Source organism: Aeoliella sp. (assembly GCF_965227375.1).
In the GTDB taxonomy this organism is placed as follows: domain Bacteria; phylum Planctomycetota; class Planctomycetia; order Pirellulales; family Lacipirellulaceae; genus Aeoliella.
Genome location: NZ_CBDDFX010000001.1, coordinates 300,374 through 323,409, shown reverse-complemented (window position 1 = coordinate 323,409; position 23,036 = coordinate 300,374). Strand labels below are relative to the sequence as shown.

Here is a 23,036-nt window from a genome sequence, read left to right as displayed (position 1 = left end):
CATAGATGAGAACGACGACTTTGATGAGCAGCCTTCGACGAACCCTTTCTTTAGCCCTGCTGGCGATCGCTTGCGCACTTCCCGCAACCACCCGAGCGCAAATCGGCTTGGGCCAGCAGTGGCTCACTCTCCAGCTTAACTCGGTCGACGAGATCTGGAGTGGCAGCTTCCGCGAGCCCGGTGGGGTGTTCGACGACCATAGCGCGTTCACCGACCTCGCGCGATACAACGACGACTTGTTCGTCACGTTTCGCGAGTCGACCGGACACGTGCCGGGCACCAACGGTCGGGCGGCGGTGCTGCGGTCGACCGATGAAGGCCAAACCTGGAGCCGCGTGGCCGACTTGCGAAAAGAAGACTTCCCCGCGTACGATCTTCGCGACGCGAAACTCACGGTCACTCCGACGGGCGACCTGCTGGTCTACACGGCCGGGGCGAACTACACGCAAGGCAGCCCGGCCGACCGCCGCGTGTACGCATCGACGTACGATGAGGTGAACGACAGCTTCGGCCCGCTGGTCGAGATGCTACCCACCGCCGGCAGCCAGTTTCAAGAGACGCAGTCCGACTGGCTGTGGCGGATGACCTGGCACAACGAGGTTGCGTACGGAATTGGTTACCGCGCGAGCGATCAGGACTCGTCGCGCGAGTCGTATCTCTACAGTTCGACCGACGGATTGAACTGGGACACGGTCACCGAGGTGGTGAATCCCGATAATCGTGTCGGTGAGACCACCATCCGCTTCGACGACGCCGGCGACATGTACCTCTTTGCGCGCGGCCGCTTCCTGCAGTCGGGCGAGCCGAACAATCTCGCGTGGCTCGGTCACGCCACGGCCGCATCGGGCTACACCGATTTCGATTGGACCCCATTGATCGACCAGCAGGGCATCCACCGCCAACTCGGCGGGCCAAATATGATCTTCACGCCCAGTGGCGAGATCCTCGTCGCCTCGCGAAAGGTCTCGTCCGAAGGAACCTCGGACAACCAGTCCAAAACCATGCTCGCGCAGATCACCGTCGACGGCACATGGCGCGATCTGATGGAACTGCCCAGCGGCGGCGACACCAGTTACGCCGGGTTGCTGCTCGAAGGCGACGACCTGATGGTCAGCTACTACTCCGCCCCGCCCTCCGGCGGCGACCCTCACATCTACTTCGCCAATCTCACGCTCGGCACGATCGCACCGCCTCCGCAGTGGAACGGGCTGGTGGGCGACATCAACCAGGATGGCATTCTGTTCGGCGACGGAACCGGCTCGGTCGAAACCGATGACATCAGCGCATTCGTCGCCTCGTTCGGTATGAGAAACTTGCCTGGCCTCGAGGACCAATACACCAGCTACCTGCACGGCGACGTAAATTTCGACGGGCGCACCAACATGCTCGACTTCGGCATCGTCCGCTACGCCTGGCTCGAAGAAGGCCTGAATGTCGCGGCGGTGTTCGGCTCCGCGACCAGCGTGCCCGAGCCAAGTTGCTTGGCTCTGTTCGCTATCGTTGGTGCGGCTACTCTGCTGCGGCGTACTCTGTAATCCCTGAAGACTTTGGGCGATCTGGCTCGATGAGCGAAGTCGGGCCATAATGGTGACTCCTGATGCGCGATTCTCGCGCCCACATAAGCAAGGGGTTTCACCATGAGCAAAGAGCCGCGAGACGCCAATCGCCCCTACTTGCTCGGCCACTCCGACCACGAACTCAACCGCCTTCGCGCCCAGGCGCGATTGCTCGAGCCGGTTACGCGGCACTTCTTTCGCGAAGCCGGTATCACTTCCGGCATGCGTGTGCTCGATGTGGGTAGCGGCGCCGGCGAGGTGGCGTTTCTCGCCGCCGAGTTCGTTGGCAAGTCGGGTACGGTCGTTGGCGCGGATCGCTCGCCTACCGCCGTGGCGGTTGCCACCCAGGCGGCGCAGGAACGTGGCATCGACAACGTGGTGTTTCGCCAAGGCGATCCCGCAGAGATGACATTCGAGCAACCGTTCGACGCGGTTGTGGGCCGCTACGTGCTGCCGTTTCAGCCCGACCCTTCGGCCATGCTGCGCGGCCTCGCCCAACACGTACGCCCGGGCGGGCTGCTGGTGTTTCACGAACCCGATTGGACCAGCGTGCGATCGTTCCCACCGGCACCGCTATACGATCAGGTTTGCCGCTGGCTGACAGAGACCACCTTGCGCAGCGGCCAGTCGTGGAACTTCCTTGACAAGGCCTACGAGGCGTTCATCGCCGCGGACCTGCCCGCCCCGACGATGCGCTTGCACACCTACGTCGGCGGCGGCGCGAACACCGAAGAGTGGCTACTGGCCGTCGGCGACATCATGGAAAGTTTGCTACCCGCCATGGAGCGACTCGGCGTCGCCACCGCCGAGGAAGTCGGGCTGGAAACGCTGTGCGAGCGGATGCTTGAAGAGGTGATGGCCAACGACAGCGTGCTGGTTGGTCGATCGGAGGTGGGAGTGTGGACGAGGGTGGGTTAGAGCCTGTCAGGGAGCGGATTTACAAGTTGCTTCGGCGATCAATGCTAATTGTTAATCCTTCCGCAGCCGCGGAGCGGCGACCGCGCATAGCCTGGGACGTTAGTCCCAGGAACACGGCAAGGAAACAGGCACAAGCCGCGGAGCGGCGACAGCGAGCGCAGTTTCTGAGGAGTCTTCTGGAGGAAACTGGCCTGGGGACGCAATCTATTGTCGAGGTGCTCCATGTGGGTCGATGCGCTATCGCCGCTCCGCGGCTAAATCCCTGCTGTAAAATAATCGCCGTTGAAATCGCGCCGGCAGTTGGTCCAATGGTAGTGCAGCGTGTTGCGCTCGCAACGCCAAAACAGAGCTAGTGGGAAAGCACCCACTGGGTACTTCGCCGCGCGGAGGGCGTCGCGGCCGGCCGCAAATGGAGTTTTGTCGCACCTGCGGCGATTGGTGCGCAGCTACTGCGACAAAACTCTGGGCCGATGTTGCAAGCGCCCTCGGTTAAAAGAGTTACGTAATGTCGCAGTAGATTTCGCCGGGATGGGTTTTGTCGCACTACTGCGGCAAAACTCGGCCCTCCTGGGGACCAAGCTGCGACGTAACACGCTACAGCGAAAATACTTACGACACATAGAGGTTTTGTCGCAGTGAATCGTTTTTGGAGCACCACGGGACAAAACCGTGACCACGATCGGAGCAGCCTCGACCAAGCAAGGTCGAGGTTCGTGAGAGATGCAGCGTTACTCGCTGCGCTTCCAAAGTTCCAGCAGCGATCCCCCGGAAGAGGGTGCCGAGGTATCGCACTCAGCGGCCGTCGGTGGATCGGCCACCGGTTGTTCGTAGCTCACTTGCGTGGTGGGGTACGCGTTGTCGGTCGCGCCGATCGGTTGCTCCGGAGGAGTGGTCGGCGTGGTTTGTGTGGGGTCGCAGGTTTGGCAGCATTGCAGCGCGGCGAGCGCGGTGAGTCGCACCCGGTTCGAGCGTTCGCAAGGGTTGCCGTCGATGTCGGTGCCGGCGGCACAGATGGTGAGCGCTTTGACGATGTCCGGCGAGCGGCAGCAGCAACCTTTGAGCACCTTGGCCGCTTCGAGTCGTACGCACTCGCTGCGGTCGGCGCGGAGCGATGCGATCAGAGCGACTTCGGCCTCCGGGTAGTAGCGACAATCGACTCCGGCGAGGGCCGCCACAGCCTGACGGCGAAGGCCTGCCTGCGCCTGATCGGCTTGGATCTTTGCAGCCGCGGCCACGGCCGGCGGAGGAGGAGGTGGCGGACCAACGCCCGGCGGCGGCGCGTTGAGCGCCAGCGCCTGATCGAATTCGTTGCACTTACAACTGGGAATGATGCCGCCAGTGAGTTTGGAGAAAGGTTCGACCATGTTAGCCAGCATCTTCCCCGCCGGCGAGGCCGCGCACCGCAGCCGGCAACGCTTCATCATGCCCATGGTGCTAGTGAAAAACCCACCGGAATTCGGCACCGCCGGAGGAACCACCACGTCGTCAGCGGAGCAGTCGACCGCTAGCACCAGCAGCGTAGCAACCGTCGCGGTTCGGATGAGTTTGGAGGAGATGCGCATGCGTTCGCCAACAGGAAGTTCGCGTGCGTTGCTAGCACTGACTGCGAGACGAGATGGCAGGTTATTGCGTTTACAACCTTTGTATCGACAGATTGCCACACTTATCCGTGGCCGAAGGACGATACTTCTTAAGAATAATGCCGGTATTCGCCGGGGGAATCTGCGCGCACGTACGGTCACCATGAAGCACTCGCCACACTCAACTCGCCTGCGATGCAACGCGCTGTGCTTGCTGGCGGTGGCGGTGTGTCTGGCGGGTGCTGCGGATGCTCAGTACGAGCACTTGAGGATCGCCAGGTTGCCTCCGCCTGCGCTAGAAGAACCCACGCCAGCCGAACCACCGCTGGTCGATCCGTACCCGTCGACCGAAGAACTTCCGGCGCCGACCCCCGACCCGTTTGTGCCGCTGCCCAGCACAGCTGCGCTGCAGGAGCCAGAGTTCGGCCCAAGCGGCTTGGAGGGCATCGAGTTCGCTCCGTTCTCGATGTGTAACTGCTGCGGTTGCGAGTGCGGCAGCGGCAGTTCGTACTGCGGCGAGTGTCGCGGCATGGGACGCAGCGGTCGCTTTTGCCGCTCGGTCTATCGCGGCATCTGCTGCCCTGATCCGTGTTACGAACCGTGCTGGACACCGCTGGCCGACGCGGCGTTCTTCACCAACTCGGTGCGGCCGATCAGTCAACAGCGGTTCCGTTGGGACTTCGCTGAGGACTGGCAGAATCCCGATCGCTCGGAGTACTTCTGGGCGCGGGCCGATGGCAACGGGCGGGGACCAAACCCATCGCCGTCGACGTACTTCCGCGGCCTCGACTACGACGAGCTGTCGCACTACATCGAAGCCGCGCATGGCCCGATCGGCGTGTGGTTCGAGTACACCTATCGCGCGCTCGACACCGACACCGGACACTTCGCCGGGTTTGGCGACATGTCGGTGGGCACCAAGACGCTGCTGTTCGACACCGAGTTGGTGCAACTCGCCATGCAGTTTCGCACCTACATTCCGCAGGGCTCCAGCCGCGAAGGTCTGGGCACCGGGCACGCGTCGCTCGAGCCTTCGCTGATCGCCGGGTTGAAGCTCTCGCCGAAGTCGTACCTACAGACGGAAGTGGCCGAGTGGATTCCGCTCGGGGGCGACAGTCTGTATGCCGGCGCGCTATTGCGTTACAGCTTCTCGTACAACCGAACCATCTGGCAACCGCACCGCTCGGTTCCGATCATCAGCACTACCGAGTTAACCGGCTGGCATTTTCAGGATGGAGCGTATACCGATTCGACCAACGGCTCGATTCAACCATCGAACGGCGGCACTTACCTGCACGGATCGACCGGGTTGCGGATGTTCATTTGCGACCGCCTCGACTTTGGCACCAGCGGTTCGATGCCGCTGACGAGCGAAGGTTGGGGCGACCTTTGGATTCGCTCGGAGCTTCGCATTCGGTTTTGACCGCTTGCGCTACCACGCTTCGAGCACGAACTTGGCCGAGTGGTCCGCCGTAGCGACCTTCGGCGCGGCGACGCGCGAGAGCAACTCGGCGCGGAGCGTGCTGCCGAGTTGGGTGTCGACCGGCGGCGATGGCGGTGCCGCGGCAGCGGCTGGAGCGGCGGGCGGTTTAAGTTTGGCGCGAGCCTGCTTGATGGCCTCCTTGTTGGTGGCCGCCTGAGCGGCGTTTTTTTCCCGCTTGGCCGCCACTTGCTGGGAAGCTTGCTGGGTGCTGGCGGCGAGGTTGGCCATGCACTGGTTGAGCGACGCGTGGAGCCGTGTGATTTCCGCACGCAGTTCCGCGGTCGGCATCGACTTGCCGGCCTGCGACAACTGACCCGCCAGCTTGGCAAGGACTTGCTCGACTTGCTCGCCTGCTACATTCTCGAACATAGAAATCGACCCTCTAGTATGTACACACTACCCGCAACGAAGCGACGCATCGCAGAACGCACAGAACAAGCACTCCCAGCAGTCGTCCCACTCGCCGGCCGAGACGCCCAAGTCGCTCGCCAGCGGCAGGATCGTCCGGCAGCGCGGGCAGATCAGCTCGTCGCAGTCGGGCGTGAGTTCCGGCGGAGCCATCGCCACCAGCACGTACCCGCTGTGCTCGCCGAGCTGCGTCTCGCTGCCCCAGAGCGACTGCCAAGTAGCGCGATGAATACGCTCGTACGCGATGGAGTATGGATTATGGACCACCACATGCTGCTCGTCGGCGTCGACCACCACCGAGAAGTGACCATCGAAGGACTCGTTGTCCAAGCGGTGGTTGGCGATGCAAACCCGGCGGGACTTGAGCACTGTCTCGAGCGCCACCGAAGGATCGCGCGCCCTCAGCACCACGGCCGACATTCCACGCGCGAGCGCGTCGGCGGCCAGGCGGTGAGAGCCCACGGCTTCGCCGCGCGACAGTCCCAAGGAGAGTCGCGGCCAGATGTCTTCGAGCGGAACGTCGAGTCCGAACGAAGCGTACCCCATGGCGAGCGCCGCCGCACCGCACGTGCGCCAGTGGCCTTCGATGGTTCGCTGAGGAATGAAAGGGATCGATCGCTTGGTGACAACTACTGACATTACTTGTCCTCCGCTGTGGCTTCGATGGTCCACGGCTCGTCGGCGTAGCGCGTCTCGGCCGCGAACCGCAGCGCTTGGCGCTGCGCTGCCTGGTCGGTGCCGACGGCGCGAATCACTGCACTGGTCGCAAAGTGGCCCGTCAGGTGACTGGGCGGCTCGACCGGCGGACAGTTCGCCGGGGCCACGGAGCCCTCGGACCAAAACACCGCGTGACCCACGAGTGCTGCCGAGGAGTTCTTCGGCAGTTGGTTCGCCAGCTGACCCGCGGTGCGACGTAGTTCGTCGCTCGGCACGAGCACCCATTGGACGATTGTATCGATGAGCAATTTTTCCGCAGGAGTACCCGCTTCGCGCAGCTTCCACCACACCGTAAGCGTGGCCCACCACACCGACTTCCGCTTCGAGAGCCAATGCCCAGCCAGTCGGGTAGCGCGGGCGAGTTCGCCGGCGTCGACCAACTCGGCGAACAACGCATCGGCCGATGGATACTCGTCGAGTTGCGTAGCTAGCTCGCGGCACGGCTTGCAGCAACGAACCAGGTCGTTCGCAATGCGTGGCGTCGGGTCATCAACGACCGGCGCGGCGAGCTTTCGTTGGGTTTTGGCGGATTGTGCAATCATGAATCACCTATCCAATCAGAACCGTCGCTTCGCCCGCCACGATGCTTCCGCCGTGCGAGGTGGTGTCGCCCATACGCGCCGCAGGCGTTCCGCCCACCATGACCGTGGAACTCCCCATGGCTACCGAGTCCGGTGTGCCGACGCAGGTCGCGGAGTCGCCCACCACGGAGGCCGGCAAGCTGCCGATCAGCACGGTCGAGCAACCCGGACCAATCAACGGGCCTCCCACGTGAGGTACCGTACCTGTTGTCATCGGGCAGGTGTGCATGTCGGTGGTTCTGGCGGCGGGGGATCCCATGGGAGTTCTTCCAGAGAAAGGAGGTGCCTTAGTTAATCATGGTCATCGCGCCCTTGAGCGTCGCCTGCCCCGAGGCTTCGATGTCCACGTTGGTTCCGTTTTGCGTCAAGGTGGTGCTGGCCTCGTGGGTGATGTTTTCGGCCGACGCGGAGAGGTCCGACGAACTCAGCACGAACTTGCTGCTGCTACATGTCAACGTGATGCCCGAGGAGCTGAGTTCGATACTCGTGGAGTCGCCAAAGGAAAGCTTGAGGCTGTCGGAGCTCATCGACACGGTGGAACCCGAGTCGCCGCCGATGTTCAGCGTGATCGAATCGGGGTCAAACGTCGCGTTGCTTCCGCTATCCGAGGGCCCGCTCGCAAGCTTGATGTACCCTTCGTCGCCGGTCCGCACGCTCACCTGGCCGGTGGTGCTGGAACGCCGCATCTGGAAGCTGGCGGGGCCGCAGACGATGGTCGCCTGGCCGGTGGAGTTGATCGCGACGACTCCGTTGTCCTGGTCGTCGCCACCTTGGGCGTCGAGGTGAATGAGCGAAGCGTCGGTGTCGTCTTCGTCGGTCGACCGCGCGCGGAACGACAGATGACGCGCGCTAGTGGCCGCCAGTCCGTCGTACGATTGGTAGACGTTCGCATCGTCGGGCCCGAAGGCAACGTCGTCGGTCGAGACGGTGCCGGAGTCGTCGTCGCTCGGCCCGCCGGAGTCGGCGTTTTCGTCGTCCGACGAGTCGTCCCCGGAGTTTTCGTCTTCGTCCTCCCCTTCGTCCTCGGCGGAACTAGCGAACGACGAAGTGTCTCCTACGTTGCTCGCGTCGCTGGTAGCCTGGGCTTGGTCCGAGGCGCCGGTCGACGAGAGGGCCGAACCGCGGTCGGTGAACGACGAGGCCAAGTCGAGCAGCAGACTCTGGTAGTTGCTGTCGAGCGAGTCGGTTTGCGTGGTGAGGCTGGAGGCTTCGTTTTGAGTCTCCTCGCCAGCGTCGCACTCGCCGCACGCCTTCTCGTACTCGACCAACAGATTGAACAACACGCCCGTCGCACCGCGCGGCCCAAGCGCCCGCACCAGGTTTTCCCACACAGTGGGGTCGTCCTTCTGCAGCCGCCATCCGAGCAGCGTGAGCGCGGTCGACACGGTAGCGATGCCTGCCACCCAGGCGGTGCGAGGGTTGCTGGTGTCGAACGCGTCGCTGCTGCGGCGGACGATCTCGCTACCGTGGCGGATGGTCGTCGCCGGCCCGTAGTGCAGCGCCCGCTTGGAGCCAAACACGCCGGACGTTTCGCCCATCGGCACGATCAGGTCCTGGATCTGCTGGGCGGTGTCGTCGGAGATCCAACCCGACGGATCGAGGATCACACCAAGCTTGCCGCCTTGGACTACCTCGCTGGCGGTGCCGAGCGGGAAGCCACCGATCACACTGGCCGCGTGGCCAAGCGTGACTTGAATGTCGGACTCGAACCCCGCGGCCAACCACTTCTTGCTCCAACCCTTGGACTTGTCCCACTTTTGGCCAAGCGAGTTGACAAGCTGGCCGGCGGATTGGTCGTCTTCGGACGAGTCGTCCTCGGTCGACTCTTCTGTCGAACTATCAGCGGCGGGGCCGCCACCGCCGCCGCTCGTCAGGGCGCTGTACATGGTGCCGAACACCCGCACCGACGTGCCGCGGACAAAGCTGTGATTGCTCTCCTCGCAGCACTGGACCGCGTGCGACTCGGAATGCAGTTCGAGGTGCTCGTTCTGCAGCTCATCGTGAAAGCTAATGCCGTTGAAGTTGGCCGCCGGGTTGCCGTTCACGCTGCAGGAGCGAATGCCGCTCACGTGCGCCTGGTCGGGCATGTCGAGCGGTGGCATGTTGCGGCTGTTGTAAACGTTGCCCACGATCACCGGCCGATCGGGGTCGCCATGCTCGAACGCCACGAGCACTTCGTGCCCCGAACGCGGCCAGAAAAAGGCACCCCAGCGAGGCCCCGCCCAAATTTGTCCGACGCGTATCCAACACGAGCGCTGCGAAGCCTTGATCGACGCGTTCTCATCGCCCTCGGCGCTGTCGTCGGAGGCTTGCTCGTCGTCGTCGCCGTCCAGGTCTTCGACGGTCGGACCTTCGCGGCGGTCCCAGGGGAACCACACTTTCACGCGGCCGTACTTGTCGTACAGTTGCTGCTCGTCGGTCTCGGCGACAACGAACGCCGGTTGAACGCCGTTGATCACTGGCTTGGCGACCGTCCGCGCCGGTACGTACGACGAGTCGGAGGGCATGCAGGCGAACTGGTTGGCGTAGTGCAGCGGGCTGTCGTTCGGGGCGGACTGTTTGCCGATGCCCAAGTCGATTTGGTGCTCGACGCGCGTCACCAGGTACGCCCCGTCGGCGTTGAAGTGACCCGCGAGCGTGAAGTTGCCGCCCACGGTGAGCAACAGCAGATCGCTGGTGCCGTGGATCTCCAAGGCGCTATTCTGCAACGCGGTTGCGCGGAGCTGGGCCGCTTGCTTGGCCGCGTCGGCAATGTTCGTCACCTGCTGACGCGCCGAGAGGTCGGCGCCAACGTCGTCCGCCCACGACACGTAGCGACCGGGGTACTGATACGCTTGCCACGTGGTGTCGGTGGGATTGATCGCGTGCGAGGCGGTCCCGATCGACACCTTGGTGTCGGAACCAATCGCCTGCTCGGTCTCGAACGGCTCGCCGGTGTCCTGGAAGTGCGTGTCGCGCAACGCAACGGACGTCGACACCAGGTTTTGCGTCTTCTCCCACGTGCGGACGCAGGCCTCGTCCGTCACGCCGCCATCGAGTTTAGTGTAAGGTACGTCGTCGAGCGCGTCGAAGTCGCTGAGCTGGGTCGAATCGTTGCGAAGGCAGAGCTTGTGACTATCGTCGGTGTGCGTGAAGTAGTAGAAGATGCCCTCCTCTTCCATCACGCGGCTGGCGAACGCCAGATCGGTCTCGCCGTACTGTACGCAGTAGTTACGCGTCGAGTGCGACTTGGTGAGGTTGATGTCCACCTCCAAGTCGCCGAACACCTCGCGGAGAATCGACTCGACCGTGGCATCTTGGAAGATGCGGAAGTTGCTTTGCAGCCGAAAGAGCGCGAACTGCGGCTCGAGCGTGGCGGTGTAGTGGCAGAACTCCTCGTCCCGCCCCGCCTGGTGCAACGAAGTGACGATGCCGTTCCACTTGCGGCTTTCGCCCGACGGCAGATCGACCTGCACGGTGGCCGAGGTGCCCAACAACTCGGCGAAGTCGAGCGTGTCCGACTCGGCGACGAACGAAAGTTCGAAGCGGTAAGGGTGCGAGATGGCCTCGGTGCCCCGCACCTGCACCAACACGGGATCGTCGCCCCAGGCGCATGTGAGGCGCAGGGGACGGCTCGTCGAATTGCCTTCGCTATCGGACATGGTTTCAGGTGGGACGGGTGGCGTGATGCCGGCGCGCTGTACCCAAGGAACATCGGCCTGCCAAATCGCCCGAAATCAGGAATCACCTCGGAGGATTGCGAAAACCGTGCGCCGTGCGAAGCGCTTGCGGGTGAGTCCGCATGCGAGGGTCGTTGTGGTTCTGCATGGCGTGACAGTTGTGCTGCTTGCCGGCAGGTTCTGCCAGAAATTGCCCGCCGCGGCGGCTTCGAAAAACTCGCAGGAAGCTAGAGTTCAACGCCGGTACTCCGTTACTTATTAACCCCAGAAAGTTCCGATGTCACGGACCAGCCCGTCCAACACCACCGCCATGACTCGGCATCGCTGTCGCCGCCTGCAATACGTAGGCGTGGGCGCGGCTGCGCTGTTGGTGCTACTGGCATGCTGGGTGGGCGGTGTAACGCTGCTCAATCCACCGCCAACGGTTGAGCTGGTGATGCTGGGTAGTTCGTACGAGCAGACCCTAGCAGTACCGCCCAATGCGTTTGGATGGAACACGCTCGAGGACCTCTGCCAGACAGGTAGCGACGGCGACCCTCAACAGTTCTACGGCAGGTTCCTGCACCTCTCGAGGGATACACCCACGAAGGTGACGAGGGACTTTGATTGGAGCTCGGCCTTCAAGGACGCCACGACGCACGACACGATCGTCTATCTGTCGATGCACGGCGCTGCTGACGATCGCGGGCCTTACTTGTTGGCCGACGACGCGGTGGGACTTGGCGACGACTCGGATCGCATTCGCCTGGACGGCTTGTTCCACGAGCTTAGCCGCTTGCCCGCCGAGCAAAGGAAACTCGTCGTGTTCGACGTCACCACGCTCCGCGGGATGTGGCGGTTGGGCGTCGCGTCGAACACGTTTGCGGAGAGTTTAGCGGAACTCGACTCGACGATTCGGGAAGTGCCCAACCTGGTGGTCGTTTGCTCGTCGTCGGCAGGGCAGCGATCCTGGATCAATCAGCCCGAACGGAGAACCAGCTTTGGTTGCCACACGGTCCGGGCGCTTGCGGGGCAGGCGACCGACACGGATCGCGATGGGCGAATCACGGCGCTAGAGGCCTACGAGTACGTTTCCGACCGAGTGAACAGTTGGGCGCAGACCCACGCCCATTCGCTACAGCAGCCGTTGCTGCTGCCAGAAGGCACGCTAGGCCGCGAGCGAGCCAAGGCGATGCCAGTGGCACTTGCCATGAGAGCACAAACAACAACGCCGCCCACGCCGACCATCCAATGGGATCAGACCGTAGCGCCGGAGTGGGTCGCCACCGAAGCGCTGCGCACGGAACTTCAGCGTCCCGAGTCGGTCGCTCCGCACGCGTGGAACGAACACCTGGGACTTCTCTTGCGACTCGAAGAGTTTGCCTTGGCTGGCAACGACGATGCGGTCGCTCAATTGCGAGCCAGGCTGCAGGTCAGCCGCACCGGATTGGAGCGAGTGGCGGTGCGACACAATCTTGCCTGGGACGTGCTCGCGGGCCCTGCACCTACCGACGCCCTACCGCCCGAGGTGACTCCGCTCGTCGAGGGATTGTGGCAAGCGCCCGTGGCGCAGTTGGCCGCTCGATGGGCGGCGCTACAGAAACAGGCCAAGCTGCCAGCCGATACGCTCCGCTGGTACGTGCATCGCAGCGTGATTTCGAGCGTGCTACAGTCGCCAAGCGAGTCGCTATCGCATGCGGCGGAGATCATTCGCTTGAGCGACGATCCTACCAGTCCACGCCCGAGCACGGTGCATTTCGTTGTCATGCTCGATCGGCACTTGCCAGCAAGTTCGCGGTCGTCGGAACTCGACCCGCTGCTGCGGTCGGCCATTCGATGCCGCGTCAAAGCCGATCGGGTGCTCGACGCCAGCCACAGCAGCGGGCTGCACGTCCGTGCGGTGCTGCCTTGGGTTGAAACGGCTTTGCTTGAACTCGACCGCAGACGAAACGCGGCCGAAGATCGCCTGTTCGCCTCGCCGGTGAACGTCGACCAGGTGCTGCAAGAGTACAAACTGGTCGAACAGCAGTACGACGACTATCAACAGCGCATCGAGCGGATCTACGCGGCGGTTACAACGCACGACGAAGTGGCTGCAGCGCTGCCGAGGTATACCGATTGGTGGGCGAACGTCTGGCAGGATCTCGACGAATCGGCCGACCAGATCGCGCCGGTCACTCAGTCGCTCATCACCGCTTGGCAACTGGATCACCAACTGGACACTGCGCTGGAGCAAATTCGGCAGGCACCCACAACTCCCGAACAACAGCATACCGCCACGCAATTGGAGAAAGATATCGCGCAGCAGTCCGACCAACTGCAGCAGGCGTTCGCAGGCGTGCAGTCGGCGTATGGCAAGTGGCGTCAATCGCTCGATTCGAAATCCGGGCCCGTGTTTTGGAACAATCGCCGTGCCGCACTCCTAGTGCCGAGCTTGGAGATGGAGAGCCGCTTGCGACTGCTGATGACCGCGCGGCCCACGAACTCCGCTTCACGATCGGCCAAGGCAATACAGATGAAAGTCGTTCCAGCGACCGCCCATACCCAGGCAGTGCTGGACTCGGCGACGCGACGGCTCCGACTGGCCGCAGCGGCCTATGCCCCAGAGTTGCTCAAGGCCAACGGTTATCTGAGCGCCGACACGGCCGACGCCCTAAGGGGCATCGAAGACCGTCCGCAACAGTACGGCAATCTCGCAGAGAATCTCAAGTTGGGCACCGAGCTGATCGCCGCGCGGCGGCAAAGTGCGCAGCAGTACGACGCGACGCTGGTCGAGATGGCCAAGTCGACTGGTAAACCGCTCGTTGACTGGATCGACCTTCGCAGTTGGTCGCAGCACCTGTTGCTCTGCCAGACCAACGAGAACCTGCCCGACACCGACGTGGAAACTCAAAGGCTGTCGCGCGGCTGCTACACGGAACTGCTGGCGAGGCGGGTGCTGGCTGGGTGCTGGAATGGCGACAGCCCGGCGGCCGCCCCCTACTTCCAGGAAGCGGCCAAGGCGTACCTGGTGGTGGCGCGAACTTGGTTCGGGCGGTCCGAGCCGATCGATCGGCTGGAGCAGCTTGCCATCCAACCGTGGAAGTTCACGATTCACAACGCCCACAGTGACACGGCGTTCGAGCCCATTCGTCTGATTGGAGAGTCCAGCCCGCCAGTGGGATTGCAGCTTGAGGCAACGCATTCCGGTGGCGGGCGGGCCTTCGTGTGGTGCGATCCGGGGCCTGGTTTGAAGTCCATATCTCCCGCGCAGCAGAGCCGGCTGGTGTTGCCGATGCCGCTATCGGGAACGACCAACACTTCGAGCGTGGTTGTCCAGCGATCCACCACCGATACCGCGCCGGCGTTCGCCGCACCGTCGACCAGTTCGGCAACGCTCCACGCGTTCTACCGCGGGCATATGGCCGCGGTAGAGATTCCCACGGACATTTATCACTCGCCCCGGTACCGCGCACAGCGGCTTCCGCGCCCAGCGAAGGCGGCCGTAGCGGTGGTGGATCGATCGGATCGAAGCACTGTGAACCCCGGCGACTATGCGGTCACGGTGGTCGTCGACGGATCGGGCAGCATGGGCCGCACGCCGGACGGCAAGACTTTCAAGTACGAGCAGGCAGTCCGTGCGCTGCGCGAGTTGATGCAACAATTGCCTGACGGAGTGCAGGTGAGCGTGTGGGTGTTCGGCGAAGCCTTGGGGCCGCAAAAGACTGTGACGGCTCCGGAACAGACCATTCACCAACTGATGCGCCCAACCGTTTGGGATAGCAGCAACACCAAGGTACTCGACGAGCTGATCACCCTGCTCAATGACATCGAGCCCTGGAACGAATCACCGGTCGCCAGCGCCATGCTGGCCGCTCGGCAGGACCTATTGCCGCTGAACGGCGCGAAAACAATGGTGGTGCTTACCGACGGGGCGGACAATCGCTTGAGCCCCGCCACCGGAGACGCAAGTTCCAGCGAACTTGGTCAAGTGCTCGGCAATGCGCTGGCGGGTACCGGTATCTCCCTGAATGTTGTCGGCATCCACGGCCGACCCAACGAGCAGGCTCTGCTGCGAAAGGAGTTCGCGTTCCTCGACCAGCTCGACCCACCTGGACAATACTGGGAGGCCAACGAAACGACCTCGTTGGGAGCATCGCTCCGCAGCGCTGCACTCATCAGCGGCCAGGTTGTGCTGCAAGACACACGCACCAAGGGACCTGAAGTACGGGTTCCTCGGACGCGAGCCAACGAGAAGCTGGCTCCCCGCTTGGTCGAGCCGGGACTCTATCGTTTGGCGGACGGTCAGCAGGTCAACCTCGCTGCAGGCGACTCGCTGCTGATGGAACCCTACTCGTCCGCCGGCGGAGAGTCGTTCCGCCGAGTGAGCATCGCCGGCGCGTACCGTAGAGTGGCAGCCTATCGCGGCGCCAAGCAAGGCGACGCCACCTTGCTCACTCACCGTGCAGGATTGGCGGTGCCGACGGAGATGGTGGTGGCGGTAGAGCCACTGAAACGAAGCAAGACCGAGGCGCTACAGGTGCCTACGAGTAGCGACGTCTGGCTCGAATACTACGGCTCGCAGCAAGCCGAGTTGCCGCAGCCACTCGAATGGAACTCGGCCTACGGCTACCCCGCCAGTTGCTGGAAATGCCTGGCGGCGCCGACAGGCGAAGCGAAGACCTCGCCGCTCTATCCTCAACTGCGAGTCTGGTGGACGAGCCCCGACGCGCAGCGGGCTGCCAAGCAGCTGCGTGCGGGATACGAGTTTGAAGCCGCCAGTCGACTGATTGGAACGCAATGCGAAGTGCAGGGCGCGCATCTGCAGTTTGTACGTGCGACCGTGGAGTCGACTCCGCTGCCCACGAGCGATGGCAGCCTGAAACCTCAGACCTGTTACACGGTCGAGCTGTCGCATCCGGTGGGCAAGCTGTTCCGTGTGCAGTTGGAGGGACTTTCGACAGCGGGCGAGCAGCACGACTACTACCCGGAGATCGGGCGTTACAAGGCGCAGTTCTGGCCGGTAGATGCGGAGCAATTGGACGAATTGGTAACGGGCGTTGCAATCGTTGGAATCGATGAACTTAAAGCGAAAGCAGAGCGGAGCGGCAGTTTCGCCGAACTAATTCCGATGAGTCCATCCTCCGCCGGTGAAGTCCCGCCCGCGCCGGCAATTGAGTTCACCTCTGCTCCCTAACGAGCGTTGCAGGACGGATGTGGCGGTTGGCAAGCACCTCACTCGCACCGCCCGATGCCCACCGAGCCCATCTCGACCGGCCCGCACAAAGCGCAGGCGTACGCGCGCGAGCGGCGGGCAGCCTCCGGTGCGAGGGGGCATGTGCTGTTTCACCTGCTCGCCATTAGTGTGTTGCTCGGCGCCTTGGTGGCCTTCGCCACGCAAATTGCCCCGCCGACTCCGTGCAAGTTCATCGCCGCCTGGTCGCCCCACCTGGAAACGCCCTTGGTGCCGGACAACCTGGCGGGCGCCAACGATCGTCGCGCCATCGAGCAAGGTGGCTACTTCTCGGACGAGACCTTTCAGTTCGAGCCAAGCTTGTCCTCGTCGATGTTGCGCCGGCAGTTGGAATCCGAGACGATCGACGCCTATCGGCCACTGGTGGTGTACCTGTCCGCGCTGGCACGCGTGGACGACAAGGGCCAGCTTGTGCTGCTGACCAAGGACTACGTGCCGCTGAGCCCACACAAAGCAGGCCTGCCGTTGGTGGAAGTGCTGAAGCTGCTGGCCGCCAACCAGGCTAGTCAAAAGCTGCTGGTACTCGACATCTCGACCGCGCTAGAGTCGGGTCAGGCGGGTTTGTTCCCCGAGGAAATCTCCGCGGAGGCGATAGCAGCGCTCGAGCAAGTGGAGGATCCCGATCGACTGGTGCTCCTTTCCAGCGACGTTGGACAACATTCACACGTGTTGCCTGGCGTGGGGCGTACGTCGTTTGGTTACTTCTTCGAGCAAGGCATAAGCGGTTGGGCCGATGCGTTCAACGAGTCGGCGGTTAGCGATGGTCGGGTTTCGGCTCGGGAGCTTGCGGCTTATGTGGCGAATCGGGTCGACTCGTGGTCGAAGAAGTGCGCAAGCTCTCGCCAAACCCCGCTGTTGGTCGGCGACGCGGACGACTTCGTGCTCACGGCCGCCGACCGCCACTCGCAGCCGCCGCAACTCTACCAGGCGAAGGTCGAGGAGTATCCCGATTGGCTTCGCCAGGCGTGGCAGTTTCGCCACGACTGCCTGGCGGCAGACATGCTGCATACGTATCCATTGCTGGTTCGCCGGATCGACGATACGGTGCTCGAGGTGGAACGCCGCTGGAGATACTGTGGCGACGAGCAATCGCTCAAGGCGTACTGGGACGCGACGCGGGGCCCCGCGCAGCGACTGCTGAAAAAGCTGACCGCCACCAGCCAGCAGCCCGTGTCCCTGGGCCGACTGTCGGCCAACGGTCTTGTGCCGAACCCAGAACTGCTGGCCGCCTGGAAGGTTTACTTTGCTGGTATCGACAGGCTAGACACAATCGCCGATCCGAAGGCGCGCCAGAAGCAGCGCGCCCTGCTGACAACCAACCTGGAAGGCCAACTGGCCGAGCACGCCCCGCCCGAGGTGCTGCTGGCGTTGGTCGAGACCCTGCCCAGCACGAGTGCTAGCCTCGCGGTGTGCTTGCCAGCGGCTGCTGACTACCTGCAGCAGCGTGGCTACGCGGGAAGCTACCTTGAACTCTCAGCGATTTGCGAACTTGCCGACTTGCTGGCCATTCAAAGTGCGCTGACCGAGGACGACTTGCGCCTCACGATGCAAGTGATCTTTCTCGGCGAACGAGCCAGTGGGTTGCCAATCGCCGAGCCGTACGTCGAAGGATTGCTCATCGCGGCCAGCGCGCATCGCCTGGAGGGCGAAGTGATTGTGTTCAATCCGGGCTGTGGACCGCTCGACCACGCCCGCGGTGAGCTGCAAGCGGCCCTTTCGCTCTATCAACAAGCCGAACACTTGCAGAAGGTCGCGGCCGCTGCGGTCGGCATGCGCAATCGGGCGTACGCGGAGCTACCCGCGGTGCTGCCGCTAGTCCGCGCGACGCCTGCCCTCATGCCGGCATGGAAGGAGTGCACTCGACAGAGCAAGCGACTTTGCAAGCTGCTCTCTCCCGAGCTTCGTGCAGAGTTCAACGATCAGGCGCCGATTGTCGAACAGCTCACCAGTTCGATCGCGCAACATCTGGCGGAACTGGAAACGCAGCTCGAGCTGGCCAGCATCGACCAGCTCGCTGCCGAACTCAAGCAAGGCAGCATCACTAAACGAAGCGTAGCCGACGCGGTGCTGGCAACTCCTCTCGTTCCGCTCGACAAGCGACTCGAGCTCTTGAAGGCGATGGAGACATTCGACGCCGGCGCAGCCAGCAGCCTCGACGCGTTGGCGATGCGATCCGACCTGGCGACGATTCGCAAAGCGATGAAGCCGCGCCGAGAGGCGTCGGACGGGTCGCACGAAGGCTGGGCCGAGGCGGAATTTGCCCTGCTGATCGGCGAGATGGGCGGGCTCGAAATGGCCGACTTCCGCAAGCGCTTGGAGCGCGCTGGCCCGACCGCGGAGATCAACGAACTCTCCGATCTATCCAACTTGCTCGCCAAGGCGTACAGCACGGCGGCCCAACAGGCGAGCTCGCCTCGCGACCTGTGGCGCGAAGACTGCGTCGCCCGGATCATGCCAGCCGGCTACCAGCAGGGCGTGTTCAGCGGAAATCAGTATCGGCCCAGTGCACAGCTGGCGGCTTCGCTCGAAGCGGATTGGGCAACAAGAGAGCACGCTCGGTTGACCGCGGCGGCCGTGAACCCGCTGCCCGCGCCACTCTACGCCCCCGCCGCTCAGCGGATCGCCAGCGGCAACCTGACCGCACACAGTCAATGGAACATCGTGGGACCGGACGCGCAACCGGAACTCTCCGAGCAACATCCCACCGCGGCCGTGCAGTTCGCCGTCTCGGGCAGCAAGGCAGTTCCCACCGCCAAGGTGCTGTGTCCTAACTCGGCGCTGCAGACCTCCACCAACGTGAAGCAGGCCAGCGACGGTTGCCTTGTCGATCTGGACCTCACTATTGCGTCCGACGCTGCTCACGCAGAACTGGTGGCGATCGAAGGGGTGCTGGTAAAACTGACGTCGGATCACGCCATTAGGTACCACTTGCTGCGATTGCCGGGTGTGTCGCACTCGTCGCCAATCGTGGCGTCGCTCACCGCTGCGGGCGTCGAACGTCCTGTCGATGGCATCATGGCGATTCCCCCAGCAAGCTCGTCGTTTGCAGTCGACTTGATTCTGCGAAACCGCTCGAAGATCCAACAACAAGTATCCGTCGATTTCACATGTGGTGCGGTCTTCTCCAACACGATCACGCTGCCGGCTGGCGAGACGAAGTCGGCTCTCCAAGGGGCCACCGCGAGCGGAGAACTAGGGCCGCTCGACATTAACAGCCTTCAACTGGAGGTACGCGACGCGGGGACTTCGGAGAGCTTGTTGTCGCGCAGTTGCGAACTCACCGTACTGAATCCCCTCGACTACGTGGAACTAGAGGAAGGTTGGATCGAGCGCCATGGAGCGAGCTTCTCGCTACGGCTGCCTGTCCGGCTGCTCGCGTCGGGTCTGAACTCGAGCTCCGTACAACTTGCACTCGATCCAAACGGCACCTCGGCGCCGGTGAGCATCTCGGGCGGTCAGATGGCGGCCGTGCTGTCGACCGATCGCCCTCGTGCCGAGGTCACTGCAAAGCTCAAGCCGAGCGCCGAAGTGCAAAGCGACGAGTCGCTGCTGTGGAACGTTACGATGGACGGAGTGGCCAGGGCCTATTCCCTTGCGTGCCGGGTGCCAACAGACGGAGAGTCGGTCCTGCTGAGACCGCTCGAGCAGCCCATCGTCCGACTGGCGAGCCCCGAGCTCGTCCGCTCTGGAGCGGACCTCGCGTTCTCCACACAGGTTCAAGCCGCTCCTCGCGGCACCCGCATCGCAGCGCGATTGTACCCCGCCTCGAACGCCTCGCTTGCACCTGCGCGGCAGTTGGCGCTAGGTCGTGCCCGGCCGGACCGGATCGTTGCACAACCAACCAAGAAGGGCGGGCTGCAACTCTCGGCCACCATTGCCGACGCGGCGGGCGGCATCGACACCACCGGCTTAATGGGACGTTTCCGCCTGGAAGTGCTGCTCACCGACCAGCAAGGCAAAGTGCTTGCCAAGGACGAGCAACCAGTGGTCGTGGATGGCTCACCCGCGGGGCCCACGAGCCTTGTCCTGGCAGTCGCGCCGGCAGTGGCGGGCGCGCCGGCGAATTTCCGCATCGACACGACGGACAACCTCAGCGGCGTCGAATCGGTACAACTGTTTGTCGGCACCCCGGACGATAACCAGCCGCCCAAAGACGCCAAGCTCATCAAGGCACATGCCGATCCGGGAAGCCCACACACGTGGGTGGCGACGTTGCCGCTGCCGGCCGACCAGCCCTCGGTGGAGATTACCGCCATGGTGACGAACGGAGTCGGGTTGAATTCGTTCACAACCATCGACCTGCTGCTCAAGACGCCCGCCGAAGCGGCGCTCGGGCAGGTCGCTGGCAAAGTGACCGAGGGCGGGCGAGCACAGGCGGGGCTTCCGGTGGAGCTGCGTGCCGCCGACAAGTCGGTGGTCGCCAAGGCAACGAGCACCGCGAAAGGGAGTTTCAGCTTCACGGGCGTGAAACCGGGCGACTACCTCATCTGGTGCACGAAGAGCCAGTCGCAGCGAACTGGCAGCGCCAAGGTGAAGGTCGAACAGGGTAAGACCGCCGAGGCGTCGCTCGAGCTGAGCTTGTGAGCCACTCGCCCTCTAAATGAACAACACCAGCACGGCGAAGCCGCCAATGGCTGCTGCGGTGCCCCAAGTGTAGTTGGCCCAGCGTCGATTCGTGCGGTCGGCTTCGATTGCCTTGTCGGTCCACTTTGCGCGCCCGGTGAGATCTAACAGCCGCGACAGCACGCGGCCGCCGAATCCACGAGTGGCCGGGTCGAAGTGCCCCGTGGCTACGAGGTAGCAACCTGCAATCGACCAGTGTGCCCTACACTTCGTGGCGATGTTGCCCACCAGCGCGTTGAGGTTCGCCTGCCTGAGCGCCATGTTGTGCTGGAACGAGAACAAGCGCTGGTTGGCCTTCGACGGAGCGTTGCCCACTTCGTATAGACGACTGCACAGCGCGGGGATCAACTCACTTCCGATAGACTCCAGCTTGCTGGCGATAGGCTGGTGATGATCGTCGTCGCCGCTCTCCAGAGGCAACTCGCTTCCAAGCAGAAGTTGTTGCCGGCAGGCGGGCAGTCGCTGCAGGACTTCGCTGCATCCTTCGACGTCGTCCAGGTCGGTGACCACGCATACCACTGGAGCGATGGATCCAGACGAGTCCGAAAGGGTATCGAGGTCGCCACGCACCAGGCTCGACATCAAGTCCGCACGGCATGACGTGCTCAGCGCGTCACCCGGCACGAATAGCGACACGCCATCGAACGGCGCCCGACCCTGCCTTGCTTCTCGAACGAGCGACGCCAAGTAGGCGAGACGCGCACGCATCGAGTCGCAAGTCTGGGTAGAGATCGTCGACTCGACGAGAGTGACTTCCTCGGCCCGCTGTGTGTCTTCACACGACTCGAACAGCCAATCGCCTTCCCCTTCGAGCGCCGATTGAATCTGGGATTCCACCTGATCGATGTCGACGCCCATGTCGGAGTCCGACCGCGTCGCCGGAACCACCTCGGCAGTCGCCACTCCCCCCGCGGAGGCTGCCTTCAGGGATGCTGGGATGGCTTGTTCGACCAAGGCGACTTCGCTCTGGACGCCTGCGTTCTGCGAAGCGGCTTTCGCTTGCGGTGCAAACTGCCGCTTCTCGTACCAACGCTCCGTCTGGGCGGCCACGGACGACACGCCCGGCGCCGAGATGTAGATCGCTTGCTCGTCGGCCATCACGCGGACCGGAGCCGAGTGCTGCGAGGGTCGCGGGCCGAAGGAGCTATCGATTTCTAGGGAGGCCAGAACATCTTGCTCGCTGGATGTCGTAGTGCCCAGCAACAGTACTACCGGCAGCTCGGTCAGCGACAGATCGTGTTCGGCCAGTCCCAATTGGGCGGCATTCCAAGCCTCTTGGATATCGGGAAACGGCGAGAGCGGGCCGGGCTGACGCCAGGCGAGCCACGACGACCAGATGCACCATGCCATGCCGTAGGCGACGAGGAACATCAGCGGCAGCCACAATTGTCGCAGCACGAGCGACGGCGCTTGCACCGCCATGTCGAGCCGCAGCCATTGGTTGAGCCACCACAAACCGACCAGCGCCAGCACGAGTAGTCCGGCGTGGGCCAGCCACGAGAGCACTCCCGTCGACGAGCGCTTCCACATGGTGGTAAAGGGCAAAGCCAAGACATGCCCGATCCACTTACCGGCCTTAAGTGCAAGTTGAAACATGGCCTGTTCTCTCGTCGATGACGACGGGCATCGTCGCCGGGTGGGGCAAAGTCTAGCGTAGTAGGTACTGAAGGAAGGCGTACGTCAGCACCGGCGTGGAGGCCAACAACACGACCGCAGCCGTGGTGACCGCCTGACGTAGCGCGCGATCGCCGGTCAGCACCTGCGGGGCGCGGGGCGTTCTGTCGAACACGTCCAGGCTGCGGGCGGCGCCGTCGTAGCGTGAGACGCGGACCTTCATGCGGTCCATCCATTGTTCGAGCGACTGTGGATCGTCCCGCAACTGACCTCGAAATCCGAGCGCCACGCACAGGTAAAGCGTCCGCAACAATTCCTCGTCGCCACGTCCTTCGGCCACTCGGGCCTGCCGCCAGAACTCCCACGCCCGATCGTTCACTCCGTACAGCCGGTCTTCCAGTTTGTTTTCGTTCCAGCGAGAAGCCCAGGGCGAGTAATGAATGAACAACTCGTCGAGCCAGCAAGCCAGCACGTATCGCGGGCCGAGGTCGTCGGGATGGCCGGAGGTCGACTCGGGCAGGGCCAGTAGGCCGTTTAGCAGGACGGCTTGCTCGCGATCGAAGTTCCGCTCCTCGTGTACCTCCAGCGCTTCACACACACGTAGTGCGTGATTGATCAGGCGATCGACGGATTGGCGGTACGACTCGGGCATAGGGAGCTTCCGACGGGACGAATGCGACAGCTG

13 protein-coding genes are annotated in these 23,036 nt (G+C 63.3%); 5 read left to right on the top strand and 8 right to left on the bottom strand.

What is annotated here, in order from left to right:
• Positions 1-23 precede the first annotated feature (23 nt).
• Positions 24-1,535: a sialidase family protein gene (locus ACQK2L_RS01445; RefSeq protein ID WP_425395151.1), complete on the top strand. Its 1,512-nt coding sequence runs from the start codon at positions 24-26 to the stop codon at positions 1,533-1,535.
• Positions 1,536-1,637: 102 nt separating this feature from the next.
• The gene (locus ACQK2L_RS01440) at positions 1,638-2,474 is read left to right on the top strand and encodes a class I SAM-dependent methyltransferase (RefSeq protein ID WP_425395150.1); all 837 of its coding nucleotides are present in this window, start codon (positions 1,638-1,640) and stop codon (positions 2,472-2,474) included.
• Positions 2,475-3,202: 728 nt separating this feature from the next.
• Here ACQK2L_RS01440 and ACQK2L_RS01435 read toward each other — a convergent pair.
• Positions 3,203-4,036, bottom strand: coding sequence for a hypothetical protein (locus tag ACQK2L_RS01435; RefSeq protein WP_425395149.1), 834 nt, complete (start codon positions 4,034-4,036; stop codon positions 3,203-3,205).
• A 181-nt stretch (positions 4,037-4,217) separates the two neighbouring features.
• Between ACQK2L_RS01435 and ACQK2L_RS01430 the strand changes: the two genes are divergently transcribed.
• Positions 4,218-5,477, top strand: a complete 1,260-nt coding sequence (locus ACQK2L_RS01430; RefSeq protein WP_425395148.1) for a hypothetical protein — start codon at positions 4,218-4,220, stop codon at positions 5,475-5,477.
• A gap of 9 nt (positions 5,478-5,486) precedes the next feature.
• Here the strand turns inward: ACQK2L_RS01430 and ACQK2L_RS01425 are convergent, their stop codons facing one another.
• The 5 genes from ACQK2L_RS01425 to tssI are packed head-to-tail and all read right to left on the bottom strand — an operon-like array spanning position 5,487 to position 10,884.
• Positions 5,487-5,906: a hypothetical protein gene (locus ACQK2L_RS01425; RefSeq protein ID WP_425395147.1), complete on the bottom strand. Its 420-nt coding sequence runs from the start codon at positions 5,904-5,906 to the stop codon at positions 5,487-5,489.
• A gap of 27 nt (positions 5,907-5,933) precedes the next feature.
• Entirely contained in the window at positions 5,934-6,584 is a 651-nt protein-coding gene (locus ACQK2L_RS01420) for a hypothetical protein (RefSeq protein WP_425395146.1), read from the bottom strand.
• Positions 6,584-7,204 (bottom strand): DUF6931 family protein, encoded by a 621-nt coding sequence (locus tag ACQK2L_RS01415; protein ID WP_425395145.1) that lies wholly within the window; start codon positions 7,202-7,204, stop codon positions 6,584-6,586. The genes ACQK2L_RS01420 and ACQK2L_RS01415 overlap by 1 nt, the downstream gene beginning before the upstream one ends.
• A 7-nt stretch (positions 7,205-7,211) precedes the next feature.
• On the bottom strand, positions 7,212-7,502 hold the full coding sequence (locus tag ACQK2L_RS01410; protein ID WP_425395144.1) for a PAAR domain-containing protein: 291 nt from the start codon (positions 7,500-7,502) through the stop codon (positions 7,212-7,214).
• A 28-nt stretch (positions 7,503-7,530) separates the two neighbouring features.
• Positions 7,531-10,884 carry a type VI secretion system tip protein TssI/VgrG gene (gene tssI, locus ACQK2L_RS01405; RefSeq protein ID WP_425395143.1) on the bottom strand — a complete coding sequence of 1,118 codons (3,354 nt, stop codon included), beginning with the start codon at positions 10,882-10,884 and terminating at the stop codon, positions 7,531-7,533.
• Positions 10,885-11,179: 295 nt separating this feature from the next.
• Here tssI and ACQK2L_RS01400 point away from each other — a divergent pair, with 295 nt between their 5' ends.
• The gene (locus ACQK2L_RS01400) at positions 11,180-16,057 is read left to right on the top strand and encodes a VWA domain-containing protein (protein WP_425395142.1); all 4,878 of its coding nucleotides are present in this window, start codon (positions 11,180-11,182) and stop codon (positions 16,055-16,057) included.
• A gap of 54 nt (positions 16,058-16,111) precedes the next feature.
• On the top strand, positions 16,112-20,698 hold the full coding sequence (locus ACQK2L_RS01395) for a carboxypeptidase-like regulatory domain-containing protein (RefSeq protein ID WP_425395141.1): 4,587 nt from the start codon (positions 16,112-16,114) through the stop codon (positions 20,696-20,698).
• A gap of 12 nt (positions 20,699-20,710) precedes the next feature.
• On the opposite strand, the gene ACQK2L_RS01390 is transcribed toward ACQK2L_RS01395, so the two are convergent.
• Both ACQK2L_RS01390 and ACQK2L_RS01385 read right to left on the bottom strand, forming a co-directional pair.
• Positions 20,711-22,333 carry a type VI secretion protein IcmF/TssM N-terminal domain-containing protein gene (locus ACQK2L_RS01390; RefSeq protein ID WP_425395140.1) on the bottom strand — a complete coding sequence of 541 codons (1,623 nt, stop codon included), beginning with the start codon at positions 22,331-22,333 and terminating at the stop codon, positions 20,711-20,713.
• Positions 22,334-22,385: 52 nt separating this feature from the next.
• Positions 22,386-23,003 carry a DotU family type IV/VI secretion system protein gene (locus ACQK2L_RS01385; protein ID WP_425395139.1) on the bottom strand — a complete coding sequence of 206 codons (618 nt, stop codon included), beginning with the start codon at positions 23,001-23,003 and terminating at the stop codon, positions 22,386-22,388.
• Positions 23,004-23,036: the final 33 nt, after the last annotated feature.

What these genes read in the sequence shown, in the direction of transcription:
- ACQK2L_RS01445 (WP_425395151.1), top strand. Translation starts at nt 24, where the DNA reads ATGAGCAGCCTTCGACGAACCCTTTCTTTAGCCCTGCTGGCGATCGCT.
- ACQK2L_RS01440 (WP_425395150.1), top strand. Translation starts at nt 1,638, where the DNA reads ATGAGCAAAGAGCCGCGAGACGCCAATCGCCCCTACTTGCTCGGCCAC.
- ACQK2L_RS01435 (WP_425395149.1), bottom strand. Translation starts at nt 4,036, where the DNA reads ATGCGCATCTCCTCCAAACTCATCCGAACCGCGACGGTTGCTACGCTG.
- ACQK2L_RS01430 (WP_425395148.1), top strand. Translation starts at nt 4,218, where the DNA reads ATGAAGCACTCGCCACACTCAACTCGCCTGCGATGCAACGCGCTGTGC.
- ACQK2L_RS01425 (WP_425395147.1), bottom strand. Translation starts at nt 5,906, where the DNA reads ATGTTCGAGAATGTAGCAGGCGAGCAAGTCGAGCAAGTCCTTGCCAAG.
- ACQK2L_RS01420 (WP_425395146.1), bottom strand. Translation starts at nt 6,584, where the DNA reads ATGTCAGTAGTTGTCACCAAGCGATCGATCCCTTTCATTCCTCAGCGA.
- ACQK2L_RS01415 (WP_425395145.1), bottom strand. Translation starts at nt 7,204, where the DNA reads ATGATTGCACAATCCGCCAAAACCCAACGAAAGCTCGCCGCGCCGGTC.
- ACQK2L_RS01410 (WP_425395144.1), bottom strand. Translation starts at nt 7,502, where the DNA reads ATGGGATCCCCCGCCGCCAGAACCACCGACATGCACACCTGCCCGATG.
- tssI (WP_425395143.1), bottom strand. Translation starts at nt 10,884, where the DNA reads ATGTCCGATAGCGAAGGCAATTCGACGAGCCGTCCCCTGCGCCTCACA.
- ACQK2L_RS01400 (WP_425395142.1), top strand. Translation starts at nt 11,180, where the DNA reads ATGTCACGGACCAGCCCGTCCAACACCACCGCCATGACTCGGCATCGC.
- ACQK2L_RS01395 (WP_425395141.1), top strand. Translation starts at nt 16,112, where the DNA reads ATGCCCACCGAGCCCATCTCGACCGGCCCGCACAAAGCGCAGGCGTAC.
- ACQK2L_RS01390 (WP_425395140.1), bottom strand. Translation starts at nt 22,333, where the DNA reads ATGTTTCAACTTGCACTTAAGGCCGGTAAGTGGATCGGGCATGTCTTG.
- ACQK2L_RS01385 (WP_425395139.1), bottom strand. Translation starts at nt 23,003, where the DNA reads ATGCCCGAGTCGTACCGCCAATCCGTCGATCGCCTGATCAATCACGCA.